Annotated in this window: 17 protein-coding genes and 2 pseudogenes; 12 read left to right on the plus strand and 7 right to left on the minus strand. The window is 39.7% G+C overall.

Annotated features, from left to right (window positions below):
- Nucleotides 1-193: 193 nt before the first annotated feature.
- Complete coding sequence (locus tag OCU78_RS16950) at nt 194-442, plus strand: hypothetical protein (RefSeq protein WP_137375734.1); 249 nt, start codon at nt 194-196, stop codon at nt 440-442.
- Nucleotides 443-926: 484 nt separating this feature from the next.
- Here OCU78_RS16950 and OCU78_RS16955 read toward each other — a convergent pair.
- Nucleotides 927-1886, minus strand: a pseudogene (locus OCU78_RS16955) (IS30 family transposase); the annotation flags it as partial.
- Nucleotides 1887-2102: 216 nt separating this feature from the next.
- Between OCU78_RS16955 and OCU78_RS16960 the strand changes: the two are divergent.
- The 3 genes from OCU78_RS16960 (at nt 2103) to OCU78_RS16970 (ending at nt 5034) form a co-directional block, all read left to right on the plus strand.
- On the plus strand, nt 2103-3125 hold the full coding sequence (locus OCU78_RS16960; protein ID WP_137375732.1) for a hypothetical protein: 1023 nt from the start codon (nt 2103-2105) through the stop codon (nt 3123-3125).
- A 185-nt stretch (nt 3126-3310) separates the two neighbouring features.
- Nucleotides 3311-3781, plus strand: coding sequence for a GNAT family N-acetyltransferase (locus tag OCU78_RS16965; RefSeq protein WP_206383718.1), 471 nt, complete (start codon nt 3311-3313; stop codon nt 3779-3781).
- Nucleotides 3782-4329: 548 nt separating this feature from the next.
- Nucleotides 4330-5034 (plus strand): class I SAM-dependent methyltransferase, encoded by a 705-nt coding sequence (locus OCU78_RS16970; RefSeq protein ID WP_137375731.1) that lies wholly within the window; start codon nt 4330-4332, stop codon nt 5032-5034.
- An 88-nt stretch (nt 5035-5122) separates the two neighbouring features.
- Here OCU78_RS16970 and OCU78_RS16975 read toward each other — a convergent pair whose 3' ends face one another.
- Nucleotides 5123-6043, minus strand: a complete 921-nt coding sequence (locus OCU78_RS16975; RefSeq protein ID WP_261856050.1) for an IS5-like element ISVba2 family transposase — start codon at nt 6041-6043, stop codon at nt 5123-5125.
- 243 nt (nt 6044-6286) lie between these two features.
- On the opposite strand from OCU78_RS16975, the gene OCU78_RS16980 reads away from it, so the two are divergent.
- From OCU78_RS16980 to OCU78_RS17000, 5 genes are all read left to right on the plus strand, one after another.
- Complete coding sequence (locus OCU78_RS16980) at nt 6287-6805, plus strand: TetR/AcrR family transcriptional regulator (protein ID WP_137374368.1); 519 nt, start codon at nt 6287-6289, stop codon at nt 6803-6805.
- 28 nt (nt 6806-6833) lie between these two features.
- A complete protein-coding gene (locus OCU78_RS16985; RefSeq protein ID WP_218941060.1) occupies nt 6834-7883 on the plus strand; it encodes an alcohol dehydrogenase family protein in 1050 nt (349 codons plus the stop codon).
- 240 nt (nt 7884-8123) lie between these two features.
- Nucleotides 8124-8546 carry an organic hydroperoxide resistance protein gene (locus tag OCU78_RS16990; RefSeq protein WP_137374366.1) on the plus strand — a complete coding sequence of 141 codons (423 nt, stop codon included), beginning with the start codon at nt 8124-8126 and terminating at the stop codon, nt 8544-8546.
- 320 nt (nt 8547-8866) lie between these two features.
- The gene (locus OCU78_RS16995) at nt 8867-9652 is read left to right on the plus strand and encodes a ribonuclease H family protein (protein ID WP_137374365.1); all 786 of its coding nucleotides are present in this window, start codon (nt 8867-8869) and stop codon (nt 9650-9652) included.
- Between the two features lie 5 nt (nt 9653-9657).
- Nucleotides 9658-10350, plus strand: a complete 693-nt coding sequence (locus OCU78_RS17000; RefSeq protein ID WP_137374364.1) for a pseudouridine synthase — start codon at nt 9658-9660, stop codon at nt 10348-10350.
- A 90-nt stretch (nt 10351-10440) separates the two neighbouring features.
- On the opposite strand, the gene OCU78_RS17005 is transcribed toward OCU78_RS17000, so the two are convergent.
- Complete coding sequence (locus OCU78_RS17005; protein ID WP_137374363.1) at nt 10441-11331, minus strand: DMT family transporter; 891 nt, start codon at nt 11329-11331, stop codon at nt 10441-10443.
- A 122-nt stretch (nt 11332-11453) separates the two neighbouring features.
- Here OCU78_RS17005 and OCU78_RS17010 point away from each other — a divergent pair, with 122 nt between their 5' ends.
- Entirely contained in the window at nt 11454-11936 is a 483-nt protein-coding gene (locus OCU78_RS17010; protein WP_137374362.1) for a MarR family winged helix-turn-helix transcriptional regulator, read from the plus strand.
- A 70-nt stretch (nt 11937-12006) separates the two neighbouring features.
- Here OCU78_RS17010 and OCU78_RS17015 read toward each other — a convergent pair whose 3' ends face one another.
- The 4 genes and pseudogenes from OCU78_RS17015 to OCU78_RS17030 form a co-directional block, all read right to left on the minus strand.
- Nucleotides 12007-13983, minus strand: a complete 1977-nt coding sequence (locus OCU78_RS17015; RefSeq protein WP_137374361.1) for a GGDEF domain-containing protein — start codon at nt 13981-13983, stop codon at nt 12007-12009.
- On the minus strand, nt 13980-15134 hold the full coding sequence (locus OCU78_RS17020) for a sugar ABC transporter substrate-binding protein (RefSeq protein ID WP_167494059.1): 1155 nt from the start codon (nt 15132-15134) through the stop codon (nt 13980-13982). The genes OCU78_RS17015 and OCU78_RS17020 overlap by 4 nt, the downstream gene beginning before the upstream one ends.
- Nucleotides 15135-15344: 210 nt before the next feature.
- Nucleotides 15345-16225: pseudogene (locus OCU78_RS17025) on the minus strand (AEC family transporter).
- An 80-nt stretch (nt 16226-16305) separates the two neighbouring features.
- A complete protein-coding gene (locus OCU78_RS17030; protein ID WP_137374359.1) occupies nt 16306-17292 on the minus strand; it encodes a homocysteine S-methyltransferase family protein in 987 nt (328 codons plus the stop codon).
- Nucleotides 17293-17525: 233 nt separating this feature from the next.
- On the opposite strand from OCU78_RS17030, the gene OCU78_RS17035 reads away from it, so the two are divergent.
- On the plus strand, nt 17526-17801 hold the full coding sequence (locus OCU78_RS17035) for a nitrogenase-stabilizing/protective protein NifW (RefSeq protein WP_137374380.1): 276 nt from the start codon (nt 17526-17528) through the stop codon (nt 17799-17801).
- A gap of 392 nt (nt 17802-18193) precedes the next feature.
- Nucleotides 18194-21358, plus strand: coding sequence for a chitinase C-terminal domain-containing protein (locus tag OCU78_RS17040; RefSeq protein ID WP_137374358.1), 3165 nt, complete (start codon nt 18194-18196; stop codon nt 21356-21358).
- Nucleotides 21359-21452: the final 94 nt, after the last annotated feature.

A 21452-nucleotide genomic window follows, 5' to 3' on the forward strand; every position in this document is an offset into this window, starting at 1 on the left:
TCCGTTTGGTGGTGTATTACCTTTAGCCATTATTTTCTCCTTTTAATTAATTGTGTAAATAAGACAACTACACTGTACTTGATATGCTAGGGACATTTGGGGACATGATGGATAGAAATGATTTACAGCAGGAAATAAGAAACTTACTTAAACTTGTGGGTTGGTCTCAGAAAAATTAGCTCGCGAGCTTTATATGGATGAATTTGAAGATGATGATGAAGTTGAAATTAAGAGATATGAGGAAAGGGTAAAAAAGGAGTTATCTAGATCAACGACTCAAGTTGAACTTCTTTCTGGTTACTTGTGTTTTATAAAAAGTCACAATGTCTTTATAAAAACTCGTCTTATATCAAATGCATATTATCCATCAGATATTTTAAATGATGAGCAATTAGCAGTAATGAAAAATTTTTCTGAAATAATAGATATGAAATTAGAGTAGGTGCTTATAACAAAGCCTTTAAGACAGATTCGCAACACTCGGCGTTTTCAATTCAAGCGAGTTTGTGGTTACGGTGCAATGGTTTTGCTTAGGTGGTAGCGTTGTTTACTACTTAACGCGGCGTTAGGTAATACATATGAACTTATCAGACATAAATCTTAGACCAAGAGATATCAGGCGAGCAGTTGAACCTGACTTGTATCGAATTGAATGGGATTCCGGAACACATCGAACCAGTGAGTGGGTTACGGTTTCAACAGAGACTGAGTTCGATATTTCTAAGCTTGATACATGGCTACTAAATGAAAGGACCACGTTCAGTAGTGTATTAGCAGAGTTGGGTAAATATTTTGCGGATGAATCATTTTATTTGGTTTCTGCGCAGAAAAAGTGGCTAATCAATTATGATTGCATTGGTATTGTACGGTTCGCTACTTCCCGCACGACAATATTACTTAGTATCAAGTTTGAAGTGCGACACTTTCTACAGATGCGCATGAATATACTCCAGTGGTGTTCTATACCCAAGTCTTTTATGTGGGCGCGTGTTTAATTTCTCTGCAATTTCATTGCAGAGATTCTGTGTCACATGTGACATAGAGGTTCGCTTTGGTAAATATTGTCGTATTAACCCGTTAGTGTTTTCATTGGTGCCTCTTCCCCATGAATGGTATGGGTTTGCAAAGTAAAACAAACAGTTATGGAACCTTTCTAGTTGTGCGTAGCTGTGAAATTCTGTGCCATTATCGGCTGTAATTGTCTTAAACGGTAAATCTGAACGGGTCATGATTTTACTCATTTTGACATTGAGTGATTCGCTTGTTCTGTCGTCCATTTGACCTATAAAAGTGTAGCCAGTCATTCTATCGACCAAAGTGACAATGCAGTGCTTGGTTCCGCGACCTACGACTGTATCAATTTCCCAATGCCCAGGCTCTTTTCTAAGCTCAGCAGCTTCCGACCTTTCGGTAATGTGGCGCTTGTTAGCCAGCCGCCCTCGACTGTCTTTTGAATTGTATCTTTTACGTCTTTTTTTAGTTGATTGTCGCAGATGTTTCCATAGCGTTCCCCCTAGTGCTTTGTCGTTCCAAACGTGCTGATAAATGAGCTCGTGGCTCATGGTTGGATAGCCTCTAATTTTTAGGTAACCGACGGTTTGGTCGGGGCTCCAATCCAGCCGTAGCAAGACTTCAGCGAGTCTGAAGTCTTGCTTACTGTAGCGTTTGTTTCTACGTGAACGACTCAGCCGGTTACGAGCCATCTGTTGGGCTCGTTCGGGTTGGTATGAGTATCTATTGAAGAACTTGTTGTGACGAATATTACGTTCGATTTCTCGGTATATGGTTGCTTTGTGACGACCCAGTTGTTTGGTTATTTTAGCGGTAGTAATTCCTTGCTTTCTGAGTGCAGAAATCATATACCTTTCATTCTCAGTGAGGTGTGTATTTCATGTTTTTTACTTCTTGGCGGGAGCAAACTTCATGATTCTCGCACCTTACTGTTTTTATGTTCAGAGGTGTCGCACTTCGTACTTGAATCCAAGCCCCCTAATAAGGCAATTAAAGGGATGCATTACACTCTGTGTTTATGGTGTAGAGTTTGGTGTGCTGTGCTGGTTCAGTGGGTCACACCTTATTGCAGTGTTAGGAGGAAATAATACGTGCAAGAACCACAGAGTATGGAAGATAAAGTGATAACAGCAGTGAAGGGCTTTGCTTATTCGATAAATTCGGAGAGTAAAGTTGTCGCTGATATGTCCGCGCTTATAGATGCGACATCCCAACTACCACTTACTAGTTTTGATTATTGGGAGCGATTGATTCGATCAGAGTTCACTCTAGCATTAAGGAATTCGATGCCGCCAAAATGGAAGCTTTGGTCTAAACCTGATGAATTGTTAACTTGGTTAGACTTGATTAGCTGGGATGGTTATAAGCGGGAAAAAACTTTACGGACGTTGTCTGGCTCTGCACCAAATGTTTTCTTCTTTTCACTTGCTGTTCGTCGCCTCAATGACTGGGTGCCACAAGTACGTGAGGCTGCTAGAGAGATGTTACCAGAGTTAGCAAAAGCCACTGTCCCAGAATACGTTGTAGAAGCCTTGTGTATTGCACTTTCCAATTGGAACTCTTGGGGCAGGATTGAAAAAGCTGATAAAAAAATTCTCTTACAAATAATATCTGAAGAAGATATAGCTCAATTATTAAGGTTCAAGCTGATTTCATCGACTACTGGACCTATGCCATCGCTCCTTTCTCAGCTTGGTCGCACACCAATGCTTGATGGAAATCTTAAAAAAATTGCAAATCTAGCTGCACAACCTTCAGTTCGAGCTAAGGCATACCGAAGTCTATTCGAAGGTCGAATAACCTGGATAGAAGGTCGTAAATGGGAATGGACTGATATTCGCTATTGTGAGGGAAGAATTAAGGCAGTCGTCTCTGAACGAAAACTAGATGTTCAAACCCAAAATCTCGACTTATTAAAATGTTCTGCAGAAGACAGTTCATCTATTGTTAGGCGCGTTTCTGCAGAAATGTTGATTAGAGACCTAGAGGTTTTGGGAGACAACGCTAAAGGATTCGCTGAAAAATTTGCATTAGATAAGTCGAGTCCAGTATCTGAAAGAGGACTATTTGCATTAAAAAAACTAGAGGAAGCGGAGCGCGCTAACTCCTCTTAATAAGCAATTTATGCAGACTGTCAACACTTGGCATTTTCAACTCAATTTAACTTCAGTGATTTTTTACGGTAAGTTTGAGTGTATTAGCTTCGTTGTCAGTTACTTAATGCGATGTTATGTGTACGGTCCCCCAGCATTATATATAGAAATAAACTAAGTTAACTTTAAGAGTAAGTATGAGGTGAATGATGGTTATTTCGTTGCTAGCAGATAGTCCAAGTGACTCACATAAAATTGCTCAATGGTATTATGATGAGTGGGCTAATCATGCCAATACAACTCTAGAAATGGTGGTATTGGATGTTATGACTAAATCGATAAACCGAGACGATTTCCCCATGACATTCATCTGCAAATTAAATAATGACCTTATTGGTGTGGCTGAACTAAAACTTCAAGAAAATACCAGACTCCCAGAATACAAGCATTGGCTCGGTGGTGTCTTTGTTGATCCCTCTCACCGCCTTATGGGTGTTGCAAGTCAATTAATTTTCGCAGCTTTAGATAAAGCAAAGGCTTTGGGAGTAGGAACTCTGTATTTAGAGTGTGAACCGCACAATACTAGTTTGTATCATCGCCATGGTTTTAATGTCGATCATTCATCAAGTGAAACTGGTGGAATGACTGTGATCATGAGTAAAACATTTAATACATAATAAGCAATTTAAGCGAACTGCCACGCTTGGCATTTTCAACAAGAGCCATACTTACAAAATATCATCTATTTATCGTAGATAAATGATGTGCAAGTCGCGTTATCCGCTAATAGGCATCTTGGTTTTAAATATACCTCTTATGTACATAAGGTTAGCCAGAACCCCCTCGGGAAAGCCGAGTTGAATTAGGGGAAACTGAAAGTAATGTAGATTTAGGTGTGCGAATACAAGGCTTATCTTTAGGAACTAGATACTTACTGCCTAGGTATCGTGTTGATATAAACCCTAAACAGTATGTTGAAGATAACATTGAAGAAGTTTTAGCAAGTAATGAAACGCTGACATTTCAGCATGTTTCTTTAAACAAACATGATAATTATTTTTATACGATTGAAAAGTCGAAGAAAAATAGGGAATTGAGTCTCTAAGTTCTATTTTGATTTAGTTGTAGTTACTTAGGCATAAATTTGAGTGAGTGATCAGCGTATCAAATAATTATTTTGGCGTTCTATGCTATTCTTCGTTTTTGACTTTATTAGGTGATTTAAATGTCTGAACTGTATACAAAGCATGCGATTAAGTATGATGAGGTAATAAAAGATAACATTTATAATGCTCTTTTAGAGCGCCCATCGACAATAGCCTTACTCGACAATGTTAGTGGTATGGATGTTATTGATATGGGATGTGGTTCAGGTGTTTATGCCGAATGGTTTATTAACCATAAAGTGAATCATTTAACTTGTTTAGATATTTCTGAAGAAATGGTGTCTTTGGTTTCTGAAAAATTCGGGAGTCGAGTAAAAACTTACTCTCAAGACGTATCTAAGGGATTACCTTTAGAGCCTGATGATAGTGCAGACGTCATTATATGTCCGTTAGTACTGCACTATATTGAAGATCTACATGCTGTTTTTAGGGATGTGCAACGTGTCCTTAAGCCTGGTGGGTATATGGTATTTTCTACTCATCATCCTTTTGCAGACTTTGAATGTTCTAAAAGTGGGAACTATTTTGAACGTGAATATGTTGAAGAAGAGTGGAATACTATTGGTGAACCAGTGAAAGTAGCATTTTATCGACGTTCGTTAACTGAAATATGCGATGCAGTTTGCTCATCTGGACTCTTTATTTCAGCGATTAATGAAGGAACGGTGGATATCAAAGCAAAATCAATTTCAGAGTCGACATATAACCGATTACGGAATAACCCTAACTTTATCTTCATGAGATGCAACAAAAATAGTATATAACTAACCGTTTAACTCTGATTTCCAACACTCTTAGGGCTTTGTTGCGTAATTCAGTTTAGAGACAGAGCAGCCCCATGTCGTGCGTTTCTTAGTCAATACGGCAAGTTTCAGGCATACCTAACCCAGTGAGCTTGTTCAACGCTTTTATCATCGCGTAAGTTTCTCCCACTTGTGCATTGTAATGTCTTAAACTTAAACGACCACCAAGTAACTGTTTAACTCGATACATCGCTGTTTCTAAGAGGGAGCGTTTGTGGTAACCATACCGCTCTTTCCAATACTTATTTGAGCCATATAACTTCTGGCAACCTACTGCGAGATTTCGGGGATGACCCCGCTCCCAGAAGGCAGCCCCTTCTCTTGGAGGAATAAGCGCAACGGCTCGCTTAATCTTAATTGCATCGTGACATGCTCTCGTATCATAAGCGCCATCACCAGACACCTCGTGGATACTTCGGCGAGTTTGTTTCAGTAAATTCGGGAGTACTTCTCCATTTGTAACTGTCGATAGACTTAGCTCGGCTGCAATAATTTCATGAGTGTTTGTATCCACGGCAATATGAAGTTTTCGCCAGACTCTACGTTTGCCATCTGTCCCGTGTTTTTTGACTTTCCATTCACCTTCGCCATAAACCTTAAGGCCAGTCGCATCAATAGCTAGATGTTGTATCGTATCTCTCGTTTTTGTCTTAAGTGAGACCTCAACTTGCTTGGCTCTACGACTGATGCAGGTGTAATGCGGACAACTTAACGGTACATGGGCTAACCTAAATATCGAGTTGATAAAACCTTGCAGCGCTCTTAATGGCATAGAAAAAACTCGTTTCACCATGAGGGCTGTCGTGATAGCTAAATCACTGAACCGACGAGGCCTCCCGCGCTTATTCTGTTTGCTTTGCGTCCAGCCACTTATCGCTTCTTCATCAATCCAAAAGGTCAAAGAACCGCGGTTAATGAGTGATTGGTTGTATTGCTTCCAGTTGGTTGTTTTGTAACGAGGTTTAGGCATAGGGCTACGAGAGGGAGTGAATGTAGCTGATCAGATCGTAGGTTTTAGGTTTAGTTCCAATGAATTACGCAACAAAGCCCTGCTAACAGCGTGCGACTGACTGGTTTTAGAGAAACTATAAAAATAGAATTAACAATTGAATTGTGAATTGACAGAGGTAGAGCGCATATTCTACTATGAGGGTAGAATATATGTTCTACTTCGTTTTGGTTAATAACCAGAAGTAATAAAAAAGGGAAATTTATGCTTAAAGAGCAACTTGCAGCAAGCCTTGAAGAAGCTTTCAGCCGATGTGGATTTGCAGAACCAAGCGTAGCGCAGCTTAAAACGGCTTGTAATGTTAGCTTGCGAACTCTGTATAAATATTATCCGTCGAAAGAAGCGATGATCGTAGGCGCATTAGAGTTTAGGCATCAACGTTATCTAAAATTTTTACGCGAGGACGCGCCTAAAAAACCTGAAGACGCGACTTTGTTCATATTTGAACAGCTTGAAGTCTGGATGAAAGAATTTGCTCCACATGGATGCTTATCGATGAATGCTATTGCGGCTTTTCCAGATAATGAGCTCATTAATCGAGCGGTCAAAGAACATAAAAAAGAAGTTCAGCAATTACTGGGAGAACTGAGCCAACGACCAGATTTATCGGTTGAATTATTTCTATTGCATGAAGGTGTGTCTAGCGCATGGTCGCTTGTCGGTAAAACTGCCGTTATATCGGCTAAATCTGTCGCATTACGAATGCTCAGTGCGCCTCTGTAGTGTTAAGAATATATTTAAGGAAACAGTGATGGGTACAATACCAAATACAATGAAAGGTCTACAGTTGGTAGGGCATGGCGGGTCGGACATGTTGGAATTTAACGAATTAATTCCAGTTCCTCAGCTCAGTGGAAATGATGTATTGGTACGAGTTATGGCTGCAGGTGTAAACAATACAGACATTAACACCCGCATAGGCTGGTACTCAAAAGGTGACGACAGTGATGACGCGAGTTGGTCTGGTGAGGCTATAAAATTTCCACGTATTCAAGGCGCAGATGTTTGTGGAATAATCGCAGCTGTTGGAGATAATATTAGCCAAGAGCGCATTGGCGAAAGGGTATTAATTGAACCTTGTTTAAGAGAAGTGAATAGCAAAGAGCTAGAATCCCCTTGGTATTACGGTTCAGAATGTGATGGTGGATTCGCAGAGTATACCGTAATAGCTATCCAGCATGCGCTTGCAATTGATAGTGATTTAACTGACTCAGAACTCGCTTCATTTCCTTGCTCTTATTCCACAGCGGAAAACATGTTAACAAGGGCTGCGGTGACTTCAAAAGATACGGTTTTGATTTCTGGAGCTTCTGGTGGTGTTGGCTCTGCAGCAATTCAGCTTGCGAAGGCCCGCGGTGCATATGTCATTGCGATCACTAGCCCAAATAAGAACCAACAAATTTTGGATCTAGGGGCGGATAAAGTGATCCCTCGCAATGTAAACCTAGTGGATGCATTAGGGGGGAATAGCGTTAACGTTGTGATTGACCTTGTCGCGGGTGACCAATGGTCACAATTTTTACAAGTGCTCAAGCCGGGTAGTCGTTATGCCGTTTCAGGTGCAATTGCAGGACCTCTTGTCGAATTAGATGTTAGGACACTCTATTTAAAAGATTTAAGCTTTTTCGGTTGTACAGTATTAGAACCTGAAGTTTTCCCAAATCTAGTTAAGTGTATTGAAGAGAAAAAGATCAAACCAATTGTGGCTCAAACTTTCTCACTGCAGGAAGTAGCTGCCGCACAAGATACGTTTCTGAAAAAAGATCATGTTGGTAAAATTGTATTGACCGTTTCTCAATAACGTTTGGTTTGTGAATTAAATAAATTAATAATCAGATGGTTATGCTCAATTGTTAAATATAAAGGTCATTGCTTTAAGCGAGCAGTGACCTTTTTCATATGTAGTTGTTATTTAAATTGTGCACAATTAACTTGTGCATTATTTAATTTGCGATTAGTATTGCTTTAAAGATTGGTTGTGCGCAATTTAATTTGTGTTCTTTAGCTAATCACCAATTAAAAAATTGAAGGAAGATGAATCATGCAAGCACTTTACACAACATCAGCAACAGCTTTAGCAGGTCGTAATGGTCAAGTATCAACAGACGACAATAAACTAGCTTTAGACTTGAGTTACCCTAAAGAAATGGGTGGGACAGGCGAAGCGACAAATCCAGAGCAACTGTTTGCCGCGGGTTATTCTGCATGTTTTTCAAATGCAATTTTGCACGTAGCGCGTGAAACTAAAGTCGCAATTAAGGCAGCACCAACGACTGCAACTGTTGCAATTGGTTCTAATGACAATGGTGGTTTTGCTTTGGCTGTTAGCCTATCTGTAGAGTTAGAGCTTGATCAAGAAGACGCAGTTCAACTTGTAAAAACGGCCCACCAAGTATGCCCATACTCAAATGCGGTACGTGGCAACATTGATGTAAAACTTACAGTGAACGGTGTCGCGTTATAATCTAAGTATGTAAAGCCTATTTTTTTGAATGATAGGCAGTTGACTGACATCTGATTACGACGTTTAGACAAATTACAAAGGCTCATACTGAACGACTCTTTTGAGTTAAAGCAGTATGAGCCTTTTTGCGTTCGAAAACCGTCTTAATCAGTACAATTAAGAAACAGAGAAAGATGAAAGAACTTACAAAGACAAATAAATTGACTGATTTTAGTAGGAGTCATCGATAAGTCACCAGATAGTGGTAACATTATTCCTTAGGATTATCGAATACACAGATATTGTCTTTGTTGTATTCCCACAATTTAAGAGATTCAGCTTTGGCTAAAAAATATTATGTAGTTTGGAAAGGTCGCAAGACGGGCATTTTTGACACTTGGGCACAGTGCCAAGCGCAAGTAAACGCGTTTGCGGGAGCAAAGTTTAAATCTTTCCCAACATTAGCTGAAGCTGAAAGCGCATTTGGAAATAAAGTTGGGGCTGCGAGTGGTTCTGCTCCATCAAGTAGCTCTAATCTATCCAGCAAACCTAAGTCATCAAGTAAACCCAAGAAGCCTAAGCTCACTCAGGTACAAATTGAGACCATGCCGCTAGATGTGAAAATCTTTACCGATGGGGCGAGCGAGCCAAACCCTGGTGAGGCGGGTTCAGGTATCGCTATTTATCAAGATAATACATTGACTGAACTGTGGTATGGCATCTATCAAGAGATGGGTACTAATAACACAGCTGAGTTAAATGGTTTATACCAAGCCATGTTAATCGCAAAAGATAAGATTAAGCAAAATTTGAGTGTGGGAGTTTTTTGCGATTCTATGTATTCGATCCAATGTATTACTCAATGGGCAGCAGGTTGGCAAAAGAAAGGTTGGGTAAAAGCTGGTGGTGAGATTAAAAATTTGGACTTAATTAAGCAAATGTTCTCACTGTACCAAGAATTGGAAAAACACATCGAAATACACCATGTAAATGGTCATGTAGGCATTGAAGGTAATGAACTTGCAGATCGCATGTCTATCATTGCAATTGAATCGAAAGAACAAGAGCTAAGTTTGTACCGCGAAACCATGGATATTACAGAAATTCTCGCATCACGTAGAGGGTAACAAGGATGCGTTTAGATAAGTTCATCTGCAAAAGTACTGACCTGCTAAAAAATGAAGCAACAATTGCTATAAACAAAGGTGAAGTTGCAGTTAACGGGGTAGTTTGTTTAGAGGAATCTAAACAAGTTCACGAAAATAATACCGTCACTCAGAATGGTAATGTTCTTATTGCTCGCCCGTTTCGATATATCTTGATGAATAAACCATCTGGCACAATTTGTTCAAATGTGGATGAAGCATACCCATCACTTTTTAACTACTTAGATGTAGATAAAGTTTCGGAACTCCATATTGCAGGCAGACTGGATGCGGATACAACTGGCTTGGTGTTAATAACTGATGATGGACATTGGTCTTTTAATATCACATTACCGGCTAAGCAATGCCAGAAAGTGTATCGAGTGGGTTTGACTCGTCCTATTGCTGAAGATGTAGCTGAAAAATTTAAACATGGAATTGAGCTGCAAGGCGAAAAAGAACTGACACGCCCAGCCATTCTCGAAGTTGTTGAACCGAATGAAGTACTCTTAACTATCACCGAAGGTAAGTTTCATCAAGTTAAGCGTATGTTTGCTGCAGTTGGAAACCGAGTAACCTCTTTGCATAGAGAAAAGATTGGTCAAGTTGAGCTCGATGTTGAATCTGCTCGCTGGCGATATCTAAGTAATGAAGAAGTTATTTCATTTACTCAGAAATAAATTTCCTACCGTTCATGATAAACGAACTCTTCTGAATAACAGCTATTCAGAAGAGTTTTCAAGTATTAAGTATTCAGGGATTGTTTAAGTTCATAACGCTTTGGTTTGGGATATTGTTTGCTTGATTGAGGCAATAACTTGAGGCAGTAAAGACATCACTATCATCCCGAGCATTAGGCTGTATTGCGTGATAGTAAATGACTCACCTAATAGAACCATTCCCGCTGTAATTCCAGCAATCGGATTCGCAATCCCACCAAACGTGAAATCAACCACTGACATTCTTTGCAACAACCATACATACATGCCGTAGCCAAGTGCTGTATTCAAGCAAATTACCCATAGTAGCCCTAACAAATTACGACGATCAAAGTTCATCAATGAATTAACATAAGTCTGAGGATCAATAAGGGCATGAATCATGGTAACGACTGAAAGGATAACTCCTCCCATGATGAGTTGCCATGTTAGAACCGTCCACCAATGCATGCGGTTACCAAGAGATTTGGTAATACTGCTGCCGATAATAATGCAAAAGATAGCAGCTAGCATTGCTCCTAAACCGATAGGATTAAGGCTAATTTGACTTGGGTTAAACAACATCCATGCTAGTGCGATAAGACCGGCGCCTGCGATGGCTTGGATTAGATGAGGGCGTTGCTTTTTAACCACCCAGTGAAATAGCATGGCAAAAACTGGTACTGAAATCATCCCTACACCTGATATGGCAGAGGGTAACGTGAGTGCCATAACGAAAATCAGCCCGAAGAAGGTCGCAATGTTGATCAAGCCTAAGCTGAAGATGATCGGCCATTCATCTCTTTTAGGTAAACTTGGCTTAATCGCTAGAAGCAATAAACCGGCGGGTAAAGCACGCAGGGCACCTAAAAGGAGTGGTGACCAGCCTTCAAGAGTGTATTGCGTTACAGCATATGTTGTTCCCCAAAAAAAAGCAGGGATCATGGCAAGTAATATGTTCATTTAAATATCTTAACGTAAAGATAAATCGATAATTGAACTCTATACTTATAATATATGATTGTAAAGTATCTTCATGTTAAGATACTTGCGTATTAAATCTTATTGAACAGGTGTTGTGGTATATGGACGCAATTGATCGAGTGCTAGAGCAGTGGGCAAAAGAAAAGCCAGACCTTGAAACGGAAGCAATGGCGATGATGGGGCGAGTAATGCGCATTGCTAAATATATGGAAACGGAAGTGGCTGAACTTCATAAAAGATATGATCTGAAGCTAGGTGAGTTTGATGTATTAGCAACGCTAAGACGTTCAGGTAAACCGTATTTATTGACGCCATCAGAGCTTATTGGCTCATTAATGCTGACATCAGGTGCAATGACAAATCGTCTTGATAAACTTGAAGGTAAAGGTTTAATCGCAAGAGCACACAGTAAAGAAGATCGAAGAAGTGTTACGGTTGAATTGACTAAAAAAGGTCTGATTTTGATCGATGAGATGATAATTGAACATGTTGAAACGCAAAAGCGATTAGTTCAATCTCTCACCGACAATCAGAAACAAAGCGCGAATGCACTCCTAAAAGTATGGTTGAAAGAATACGAGTAGTTCATATGATTTCAAAGCACTTGATGCACATTCTATAGCTTGATGCATTCTATATAGCTTGATGCATTCTCTATAGCTTAGTGTCTCCGTTATAGAAGGATTGTTTGTTTTTGTACATCATCTCATCCGCTTGCTTGAATAAATCACTGGTATTAAGTTGTATGTCATGAGCCGATTTATCATTATTCGCCCAACCAATTGAGAAATGGGCAGAGTGCTGCTTTCCTTTACCGTCAGTTAGAGTCAATCCTTCTTGCGATTGGCTTAACCGTGCATCTAACTTACTGCATTCTGCGAAAGTGTGGTGATTCGTTAGAATTGCAAGCTCATCCCCACCAATTCTATATAAAGTGTCTTCAGGTGCGAGTTGCTGCTGAATCGTATTGCAGCATAATTGAATTAAGGCATCACCAAGGTCATGACCATAGTTGTCATTAATTATCTTTAAACCATTAATATCTATAATAAATAAACCGATATTGCTTAAATCGATGGTATTAAAATCTTCATTAAAAGCTTTGCGATTTTTGCAAGGCAAAAGCCCGTCTTTTCTTGCAATTGTCAGTAACTCTAACCAAGCAGATAACTGTTTTAAAAATAACCTAAACACTAAATTCTGTTCTTTTAACTCTAACGTTTCTTCATAGATTAAAGACGCTAACCACTCTCCTTTACTCGAATGTAATGAAAGACCGTGTTCGATTTCTGAAGATAAGACTAAATCGAATGGTGTATTAGGGAAAAGAACTGTGAGTTGTTCTTTTATCTTCACTGGTGCAAGCCTATATGGAATGTCGCTATATTGTGAAGCAAATTCAATGACTGCCGCCAGGTTGTTTTTATGTTGTTCTTCTCTAAATAAAGCTTCCGATATCTGAGCCGTTTGTGTTTGAACTTGATCCTCTAGCTCCTGATTAAACATAGATAATTTATGGTTAGACTCTTCAATTATTTTTTTTGAATACGCTAATTGTGCATTTTGATTTTTGAGTTCTGATAACTGTCTACGAATGGTTGTACTCATTTTTCGTAAAATCATCGTGATGTTCATGAACTCAGTAAATTGGAATTTTTGTCCACTTGGATCTTCGTTTTTAGCGTAGCTCACAATGGTTTTTTCCATCAGTGTGAATTGTTTTTTAATCCATCGATTAAAGAATAAAGCAATAGTAAAACTGACTATGAGAGTAAATCCGAAGATTATTGAAAGGGTTTTTCGTGATTCATTCATCGCTTTCAAGCGGTATGTGTTTGAAAATCTATATTCAAGATTCAGTGTCAAAGGTTTGAAAAGAGATGTGGAAGAGTAATGAAACGGCTTATTGAACGCTTCATTGTCTTTATCAGATTCAATAGGGTGAACAATACCAAATCGGTCTGAAGAAGAGATGGAAAAGTATTCTTCTTCATATAGGAAATGAGAGAAAGAATGCTCAATATCAGCAAAATCAATTAACAGAATAATATAACCAAGTGCTTGGTAATTTTTATTACGGTCTAATGTATAGGCCAGCATTGGGGAAGCAATAGCGACACCTGACCCCGATCCTTTATTCTTTTGGTGTTGGGCGATTTTGGGTTCAAAAAAAGTCGAATGAAACATTTGCCCCTTTTTATAGACATCCGTTTGTTGCTTCAATTCAGAATATAATTGGCTTTGCTCAAATTGGTAATCACTGCCATTGAAGTTGTACAAAGGTTCCCAGTCGGCATTTACAATATACACACTATTAATGAGATTAGAGAAGTTTCTAAAGCGATCAAGGTTTTGGTTGATAACCGATGAATACAAAATATTATCAACAGCTTGGATGTTAAAGCGGTCGTGTGAAAGCCAACTTAAGCTGTGTTCAATGCGTGCAAATTCTTCCTTTAGCTGACTATCTATGCTGCCAGCGATATTGGAAATCTGTTTTTCCTTTTCCTGCATATCGGTTTGTACGATACGTTTTGTAATACTGTTACTGGCAAAGATGAGCGGTGCTACTGAACCTATAATAAGAAAGTAGGCAAGGACTTTTCTAAGGCTTAACTTGGGAAATCTCATCGCGAGGACTCAATTTTTGATTCAAATTGATGAACAAGCGTATCCATGTAAAGAGTGACCTCTTTAGCAGGCATGCCATCAAAATAACGATAAAACCCCCGAGACAGCACTTCCAAAACAAATGAAAGGCGAAGAGTAGTTGGCATAGGTTGCGCTACGAGGTATTCATTGTAAATAGCAAATGCGAGTTCATCACTGGCAGTAAAAACTTCTTGGTTTACTTGTTTGAATGAAGAAATGTATTGGTATTTTTGACTTAAACGTTTTAGAAAAGCTTCATCTTGCATTGACTGAATAAAGCGTTTAACTAATTCTCGTTTCTGTGGGTTTTGGAAAGCCCCTTTAGTTACCGCTATGACTTTACTACCGGAAAGCGACTGCATGGCATTACCTTCATAAGTCGGTAAGTTTGTAATGCCTAACTGAGCGCCGAATGTATCGTTCAATGATTCAAATGCCCAGTCACCATCGATTAAATATGGGACTTCGCTATTCAAAAATTTGTTTCGCGCACAGTCAGAATTACATTCGAGTTCAATATTGAGCTTGCTTAATAATTGGCGATAAAACTTCAAAGATTGCACCATTGACTGGCTCGTAAAATCTAACTGTCCAAGAGGTTTTTGTTGAAAGAACAGTTCCATAAATGCAACAAAGAAATACATATCCTTCGCTGGGAAGGTTAGTAGTTGTTCATTTGGATGATTAATCGCATAGGAGAAAAATTGCTCCCATGTGAGATTGGGGTTTTGAACTAATTGTTTATTATAAAAAAGCATTAAGTGATTACCCAAGAACAAAGGTAGCCCCATATATTCTTGGTGCACTTGTACACTTTTAATGGCTGTTTTTTCGAGCTTAGCTTGCTCAATCCATTCAGAAGGAAGTGGGTTAAGAGCAATATACTCATGCAGACCTAAGTAATCAGAAGGTAGGAATATAAGATCAGGCATGTAATTGCGGTTTTGCTTAGCTAACAGTAATTCTGCTTTGATGTTGCCATTTGCAAACTCCCGCGTGGTAACCCTATGCCCTGTTGATTCCTCAAAGTGCTTAGCAATTTGATGGTTCACGTCGCCATTGAATGCGCTCCACAACTCAAGAGTTTCAGCCTGTAATTGTGTAGTAAAAGCCAGGGTGGTGATAAGCAAGAGTCGCTTCAAAATGTTTCTCAGGATTGGTTTATATGCAATTAGATATAATAAATTTCCCAAATGAAACATACAACATGATAGTTTGTATTGTGTCGTATTTTACTCTATTAAGTGTTGACTTCGTGCTAATGGTCACGAATTTTACCTGTGTTTTTCTATGAGAAAATTTGAATTTAAATGGAAAGAAATAACATCTTGATTAGTACTTTAAAAATCTAGTGAAAGTGCGAATAGTAGCAGCACTGGTAAAGTCACAATACTAAGGAAGTTGCCAAATAAAACCATTGAAGCGACATTACTTGGTTCTACTTGAAAACGCTCAGCAAACAAGTAATTCATGACCGCGGGTGGCAGCATGCTAAAAAGCACCATCATTTGTAAGTGGAGGGTAGGGAGCGGAATAAATAAATAGATAATGGTGAACGACACTGCCCAGTAATGATAGATTGAAAAGTGCTGATTATTCCAACTTTAACGCCACTGAGCTTGAGGTTGACCATTTGAGACCCCAGAGAGAGTAACATAATAGGTACCGCTGCTTGCCCAAGCAAAGACGTTGCTTCATAAATTGGTTTCCAGACTGAAATTCCAGCCAAATTTAAGAGCATAGCTAGGGTAGCTGCTAAAAATATCGGCATGGAGAAAATTTGCTTGAGTGGATTACCTTTACTGAGCAGAGCTAGCCCAAGGCTGATATGCACGCATGCTGAAACCACGAATAATAAAACGGCTGGCGCAAGTGCGGATTCTCCAAAAGTGTAAGTAAAAAGTGGAATGGCTAAGTTGCCACTATTACGAAACATATGGGGTGGAGCCCAAGCTTTAAAATTTAACTTCCATATTTTGCAAATGGGCACCATCAACAAACCTGGAACTAAAAGAGCGATTAAAGAAGCATAAATTAAAGGAAGTTGCTCAGTATTAAGGGGCATCATCGTTAGCGAAGCAAACACCAACGCTGGTATGCACACATCCATGTTGATGCGGTTAATTGGTGCAAAATCAGGTTTAATCCATAACCCAATAACAAACCCAACCCCTGCTAATGCAAATACGGGGAATAGAATACTGACAACTTGTTCGAACATAGAGTTCCTTTCTAAAGTTCATGGGAAGTGCTGTTTTAATCGGGACACTCTTAGTAGGCATCTACTAGATAAAGCGGTAACTAGAGTGACTTTTTCCACTCACTTAATGCTTTTATATGAGATGGACCGATGCCACAACACCCTCCAATAATGGTTGCACCGAGTTGATACCAACGTTTGGCATAAACTAAATGCTCTTCAGGTGTCATTTCTCTTATTGCTTGCAAAGTACCATTTGCTTTGTGCTCTGCTTTAATTGGCATAAAGTTATTCGCGTAAACACCAATATCAATATCGCTGTTTGAACGAGAAATGACGTCTTGAGCTGTGATTATTGCCTGTTCCATTACTTCAGGAACGGAACAGTTGAACATTATCCCTTTTGCACCTGAAGCACAGACCATTTCTGTGGCGGTTTTTACGTATTGACCTGATCTTAAAATGGCATGCTCATGTACTTCGTCACTTAAACTGAAAGCGTAATAAGCATCTTGTTCTGATTGATTAAGCACGGATTCGATGGTTTTGAATTCTTCTAAACTAGAAATGGTTTCAACAATCCATAAGTCAACATAAGGTTGCTGTGCATCAATTAAGGTTTGTATGATCTCTTTTGCTTCTTCAGCTTTAAATAAATCAGGTCGGTAGCTACCAAACGGCGGAGGTATTGCTCCGGCAACCAGTACCTTCGAGTGACAAACATTTTGTTCATCAGAGTCATGGGCACTATTAATGGAACTAGTAACGTTAACAATAGGGTTAGTGTCGGTAACTAGTTCAAGATTAGGTTTTGAAGAAGCGACATCATGTGCAATTTTGGCTGCATTTCGTGCAAGCTTTGCGCCTTGATTTTGGTATAGGTCATCACCTAAGTGGAAAGGAACACATGCATAACTATTAGTGATAATAATTTCTGCACCTGCATTAATAAAGTTTCTATGCGCTTGTTCTACATGTTCCGGTGATTCAATAAGTGCTTGAGCACTCCATAATGGTTGTGAAAATGGGGCGCCAATATCTTGGAGCTCACGACCCATTCCGCCGTCTAAAATAGTGAGTTTTTTCATAGTGTAATACAGGTAACCAGTTCTTAATTGCAACAATACCAGACGGTTTGCTTTAAAACCAAGAGCTGTTATGAATTTAGTTCTCCTTAATTCATCGTTACCAATTATAAAGGTTAGTATTGGTGTCTGTGCATGTTGTGAAAGAACTAATGACTAATGGAAGGACGTTGATCAATGAATACAAAAGTAGGCTGGTTTAACCTCAATTCTTAACCCTCCAACGTATGAAGATGATGTCAAAAAGCGAAATTCAGAAAACCATTGCGAGTTTCACTTCAATTGAACAAGCTCTGGAACATTTTGATATTGGATTTGATAGTAAATTTATTGACGAATACCGACTTGAGTTGACTAAACGTTTTAACGGTTATTTGATTCTAACAAAGCCTGATGATTGGTTTTCAGCTCGTCGAGCACTTAAAAATGCATACTGTAAGATACAAAGAGGTCGTTTAGATAAACACTCTCGGTCTGCTTGTCGAGGTTGTACATCATGCCAGCGCCGTTAAGACTTTTGGTTATTCTTATATCTCTTCCTACACATCGTAATTAATTCGTAAGCCAGTTCTTAATTTATAAGTACAAATGCGCATGTAAGCGCATATTAGATATGAGTAAGTGTAAATATTGGTTTTTATCTCTATTTAAAAGCGCTTAATAGTGCTTTATGTCAGTATTATTTAGCGTAATAAAATAAATGAATAATTAGTTGTTGATGCAAAATAAGTCCTCTCTCATTACATAAAGACGACAAATTATTGCGAGTAAATTTATAAATACAAGATCTTTTAGGTGTGTTAATTAGCTATTAGCCTAAAGTTGTTTTGCAAAGGAATTTAAGTGATATGAAGTTGGTCATTTTCATTCCTCAATTGAAACAATAACTTAAGGAATTGCAATTATGCATTTTAATCAAGGACGAGTGGCTAAGAAAGTCTTTACACTGAGTACCTTAACTGCATCGTGTCTTATGGCTTTTAACAGTTATGCAGCAGTTGACTGTACAACGTTAGAAACGTGGGATTCATCGGTTGTTTATACTGGTGGTGATCAAGTCGCTCATAATAATACGGCTTATAAAGCTAACTATTGGAATCAGAATAACGATCCTAGCCAATTTTCTGGTGATTATGCTCAGTGGAAAGTGGTAGATGTGTGTTCTGGTGGTGGCGTTGTTGAAAATGAAATTCCAACCGTAGCGTTAACTTCACCAAGTTCAACGGCTGTCATCGCTGAAGGTGAGACGGTTCTACTCAGTGCAAATGCATTAGATAGCGACGGTACAGTTGCATCGGTTAGCTTTGCTGTTGACGGTGTAGTCGTAGCTACTGCAACGCAAGCACCGTATGAAGCCGCTTGGGTTGCTTCTTCTGGTACGCATACCATTTCTGTTACTGCTCTAGATAATGAAGGGGCAACTAGCCTTGAAAATAGCGTATCAGTAACCATCGATTCAACTCTTCCTGTCAATGAATTGCCAGTTGTTTCACTATCGGTATCGGCTGCATCAGTTGATGTGGGTGGTGTTGTGACGTTAACGGCTGCTGCTTCTGATTCTGATGGCACTGTTGATAAGGTTGATTTCTATGTAGCGGGTACTCTAGTTGGTACTGCGGCAACGGCTCCTTACTCATTAGATTTTACAGCGACGGCAGCTGGATCTGTGTCTGTGTACGCGAAAGTGACGGATAATTTAGGTGCTACGGCTGACTCAACGCCAGTTGCACTTACAGTGATTGGAGAGCCAGTTGCGAATAACTGTCGCCCTGATGGACTTTACCAAACCGAAGGTGTAAGCGTTCCTTACTGTACGATTTACGATGAAGAAGGTCGTGAAAAAATGGGTGTTGACCACCCACGTCGTGTGATTGGTTACTTTACTAGCTGGCGCTCAGGGGATGACCCGCAAGCGGCATACCTAGTGAATGATATTCCTTGGGAACAATTAACGCACATTAACTACGCTTTCGTGAGTATTGGTGCCGACGGTAAAGTGAATGTTGGAGACGTAAATGATCCTAACAATGCGGCTGTTGGTAAAGAGTGGCCTGGGGTTGAAGTAGATCCAGCTCTTGGCTTTAAAGGTCATTTTGGTGCATTAGCAACAGCTAAGAAAAAACACGGTGTTAAAACTCTGATTTCGATTGGTGGTTGGGCTGAAACAGGTGGTCACTTTGCGACAGACGGAAGCCGAGTAGCTGATGGTGGTTTCTACACCATGACAACGAATGCTGATGGCTCTATCAATCATCAAGGCATTGAAACCTTTGCCACTTCAGCTGTTGAAATGCTTCGTAAATACCAATTTGATGGCTTAGATATCGATTATGAATACCCAACATCAATGGCTGGTGCAGGTAATCCTTACGATAAAGACTTCATGGAACCTCGTCGTCAATATTTGTGGGCTTCTTACCAAGTATTAATGAAAGTATTACGTGAAAAGTTAGATGCTGCGTCTGCTCAAGATGGCATTCACTACATGCTAACTATCGCAGCACCATCATCAGGTTATTTACTACGTGGCATGGAAACATTTGATGTTACTAAGTACCTCGATTATGTAAACATCATGTCTTACGACTTGCACGGCGCTTGGAATGATCATGTAGGTCACAATGCTGCGCTATTTGATACTGGTAAAGATTCTGAATTAGCACAGTGGAATGTCTATGGTACGGCAGCTTACGGCGGTATTGGTTACTTAAATACAGATTGGGCATACCATTACTTCAGAGGTTCGATGCCTGCTGGTCGTATTAACATTGGTGTTCCTTACTACACTCGTGGCTGGCAAGGTGTGACAGGTGGTGAAAATGGTTTATGGGGCCGCGCGGCTCTTCCGAACCAAGCCGAATGTTCTGCTGGTACTGGTGAAGGTGAGAAAAATAACTGTGGTCATGGTGCGATTGGTATCGATAACATGTGGCACGACACTGATCCAAAAGGCAATGAAATGGGTGCGGGTTCTAACCCAATGTGGCATGCGAAGAACCTAGAGAAAGGCATTTGGGGCTCTTATGCTGACGCGTATAAACTTGATCCAGTGAACGATCCAACGGATGTTCTTAAAGGTACATATACTCGTAACTACGACAGTGTGGCAGTTGCACCTTGGTTATGGAATGCAGAAAAAGGCGTATTCCTTTCAACGGAAGATAAACAGTCTATCGATGTTAAAGCAGACTACGTTATCGACAAAGAAATCGGCGGTATCATGTTCTGGGAGCTTGCGGGCGACTATAACTGTTATGTCCTAGATGCAAATGGTCAACGTACTTCAATCGATACGACTGAACAAGCTTGTACAAGTGGTAATGGTGAATTCCATATGGGTAACACCATGACTAAAGCCATTTACGATAAGTTTAAGTCAGCAACACCATACGGAAATAAAGTGGCGACAGGTGTACTACCAACTGAAGCTCTTGATATTTCAGTATCAGTAGGTGGATTTAAAGTAGGTGACCAAAACTACCCAATCAATCCAAAAATTACGTTTACCAACAACACTGGTCAAGCACTACCTGGCGGTACTGAATTCCAATTTGATATTCCAGTATCAGCTCCGGATAATGCTAAAGATCAATCTGGTGGCGGTTTGCAAGTTATTGCTTCTGGGCATACACGTGCAGACAATATTGGTGGCTTAGACGGAACGATGCATCGAGTAGCTTTCACACTTCCAGCTTGGAAAGAACTGCCTGCTGGTGGCGTGTACGAGCTTGATATGGTTTATTATCTACCAATTTCAGGTCCTGCAAATTATGCAGTAAACGTGAACGGCGTGGACTATGCGTTTAAGTTTGAGCAACCAGATTTACCACTAGGTGATATTTCAGGTGGTAATGGTGGTAACCCTGGTGATGGGAATACAAATCCGGGTACATGTGACACTGCTGGTATTGTAACTTACCCTGACTTGCCGCAAAAAGACTGGGCAGGTAACCCAAGCCATGCGAATACTGGTGACCAAGTGATACATAACAATGTTATCTACAAAGCTAACTGGTGGACAAGCTCTGTTCCAGGAAGTGATGGCAGTTGGACAAAAGTGTGTTCATAAATAAAGTTTGTTGAATGGTATGTAAATAATGTTTGATGTCTAAACTTATTAGTACTTAAACGAAAAAACCGCCCTAACGTAGGGCGGTTTTTAA

Origin of the sequence: Vibrio gallaecicus, assembly GCF_024347495.1 — a bacterium.
Taxonomy (GTDB): Bacteria; Pseudomonadota; Gammaproteobacteria; order Enterobacterales; family Vibrionaceae; genus Vibrio; species Vibrio gallaecicus.

What these genes read in the sequence shown, in the direction of transcription:
- OCU78_RS16950 (WP_137375734.1), top strand. Translation starts at nt 194, where the DNA reads ATGGATGAATTTGAAGATGATGATGAAGTTGAAATTAAGAGATATGAG.
- OCU78_RS16965 (WP_206383718.1), top strand. Translation starts at nt 3,311, where the DNA reads ATGATGGTTATTTCGTTGCTAGCAGATAGTCCAAGTGACTCACATAAA.
- OCU78_RS16970 (WP_137375731.1), top strand. Translation starts at nt 4,330, where the DNA reads ATGTCTGAACTGTATACAAAGCATGCGATTAAGTATGATGAGGTAATA.
- OCU78_RS16975 (WP_261856050.1), bottom strand. Translation starts at nt 6,043, where the DNA reads ATGCCTAAACCTCGTTACAAAACAACCAACTGGAAGCAATACAACCAA.
- OCU78_RS16980 (WP_137374368.1), top strand. Translation starts at nt 6,287, where the DNA reads ATGCTTAAAGAGCAACTTGCAGCAAGCCTTGAAGAAGCTTTCAGCCGA.
- OCU78_RS16985 (WP_218941060.1), top strand. Translation starts at nt 6,834, where the DNA reads ATGGGTACAATACCAAATACAATGAAAGGTCTACAGTTGGTAGGGCAT.
- OCU78_RS16990 (WP_137374366.1), top strand. Translation starts at nt 8,124, where the DNA reads ATGCAAGCACTTTACACAACATCAGCAACAGCTTTAGCAGGTCGTAAT.
- OCU78_RS17000 (WP_137374364.1), top strand. Translation starts at nt 9,658, where the DNA reads ATGCGTTTAGATAAGTTCATCTGCAAAAGTACTGACCTGCTAAAAAAT.
- OCU78_RS17005 (WP_137374363.1), bottom strand. Translation starts at nt 11,331, where the DNA reads ATGAACATATTACTTGCCATGATCCCTGCTTTTTTTTGGGGAACAACA.
- OCU78_RS17010 (WP_137374362.1), top strand. Translation starts at nt 11,454, where the DNA reads ATGGACGCAATTGATCGAGTGCTAGAGCAGTGGGCAAAAGAAAAGCCA.
- OCU78_RS17015 (WP_137374361.1), bottom strand. Translation starts at nt 13,983, where the DNA reads ATGAGATTTCCCAAGTTAAGCCTTAGAAAAGTCCTTGCCTACTTTCTT.
- OCU78_RS17030 (WP_137374359.1), bottom strand. Translation starts at nt 17,292, where the DNA reads ATGAAAAAACTCACTATTTTAGACGGCGGAATGGGTCGTGAGCTCCAA.
- OCU78_RS17035 (WP_137374380.1), top strand. Translation starts at nt 17,526, where the DNA reads ATGTCAAAAAGCGAAATTCAGAAAACCATTGCGAGTTTCACTTCAATT.
- OCU78_RS17040 (WP_137374358.1), top strand. Translation starts at nt 18,194, where the DNA reads ATGCATTTTAATCAAGGACGAGTGGCTAAGAAAGTCTTTACACTGAGT.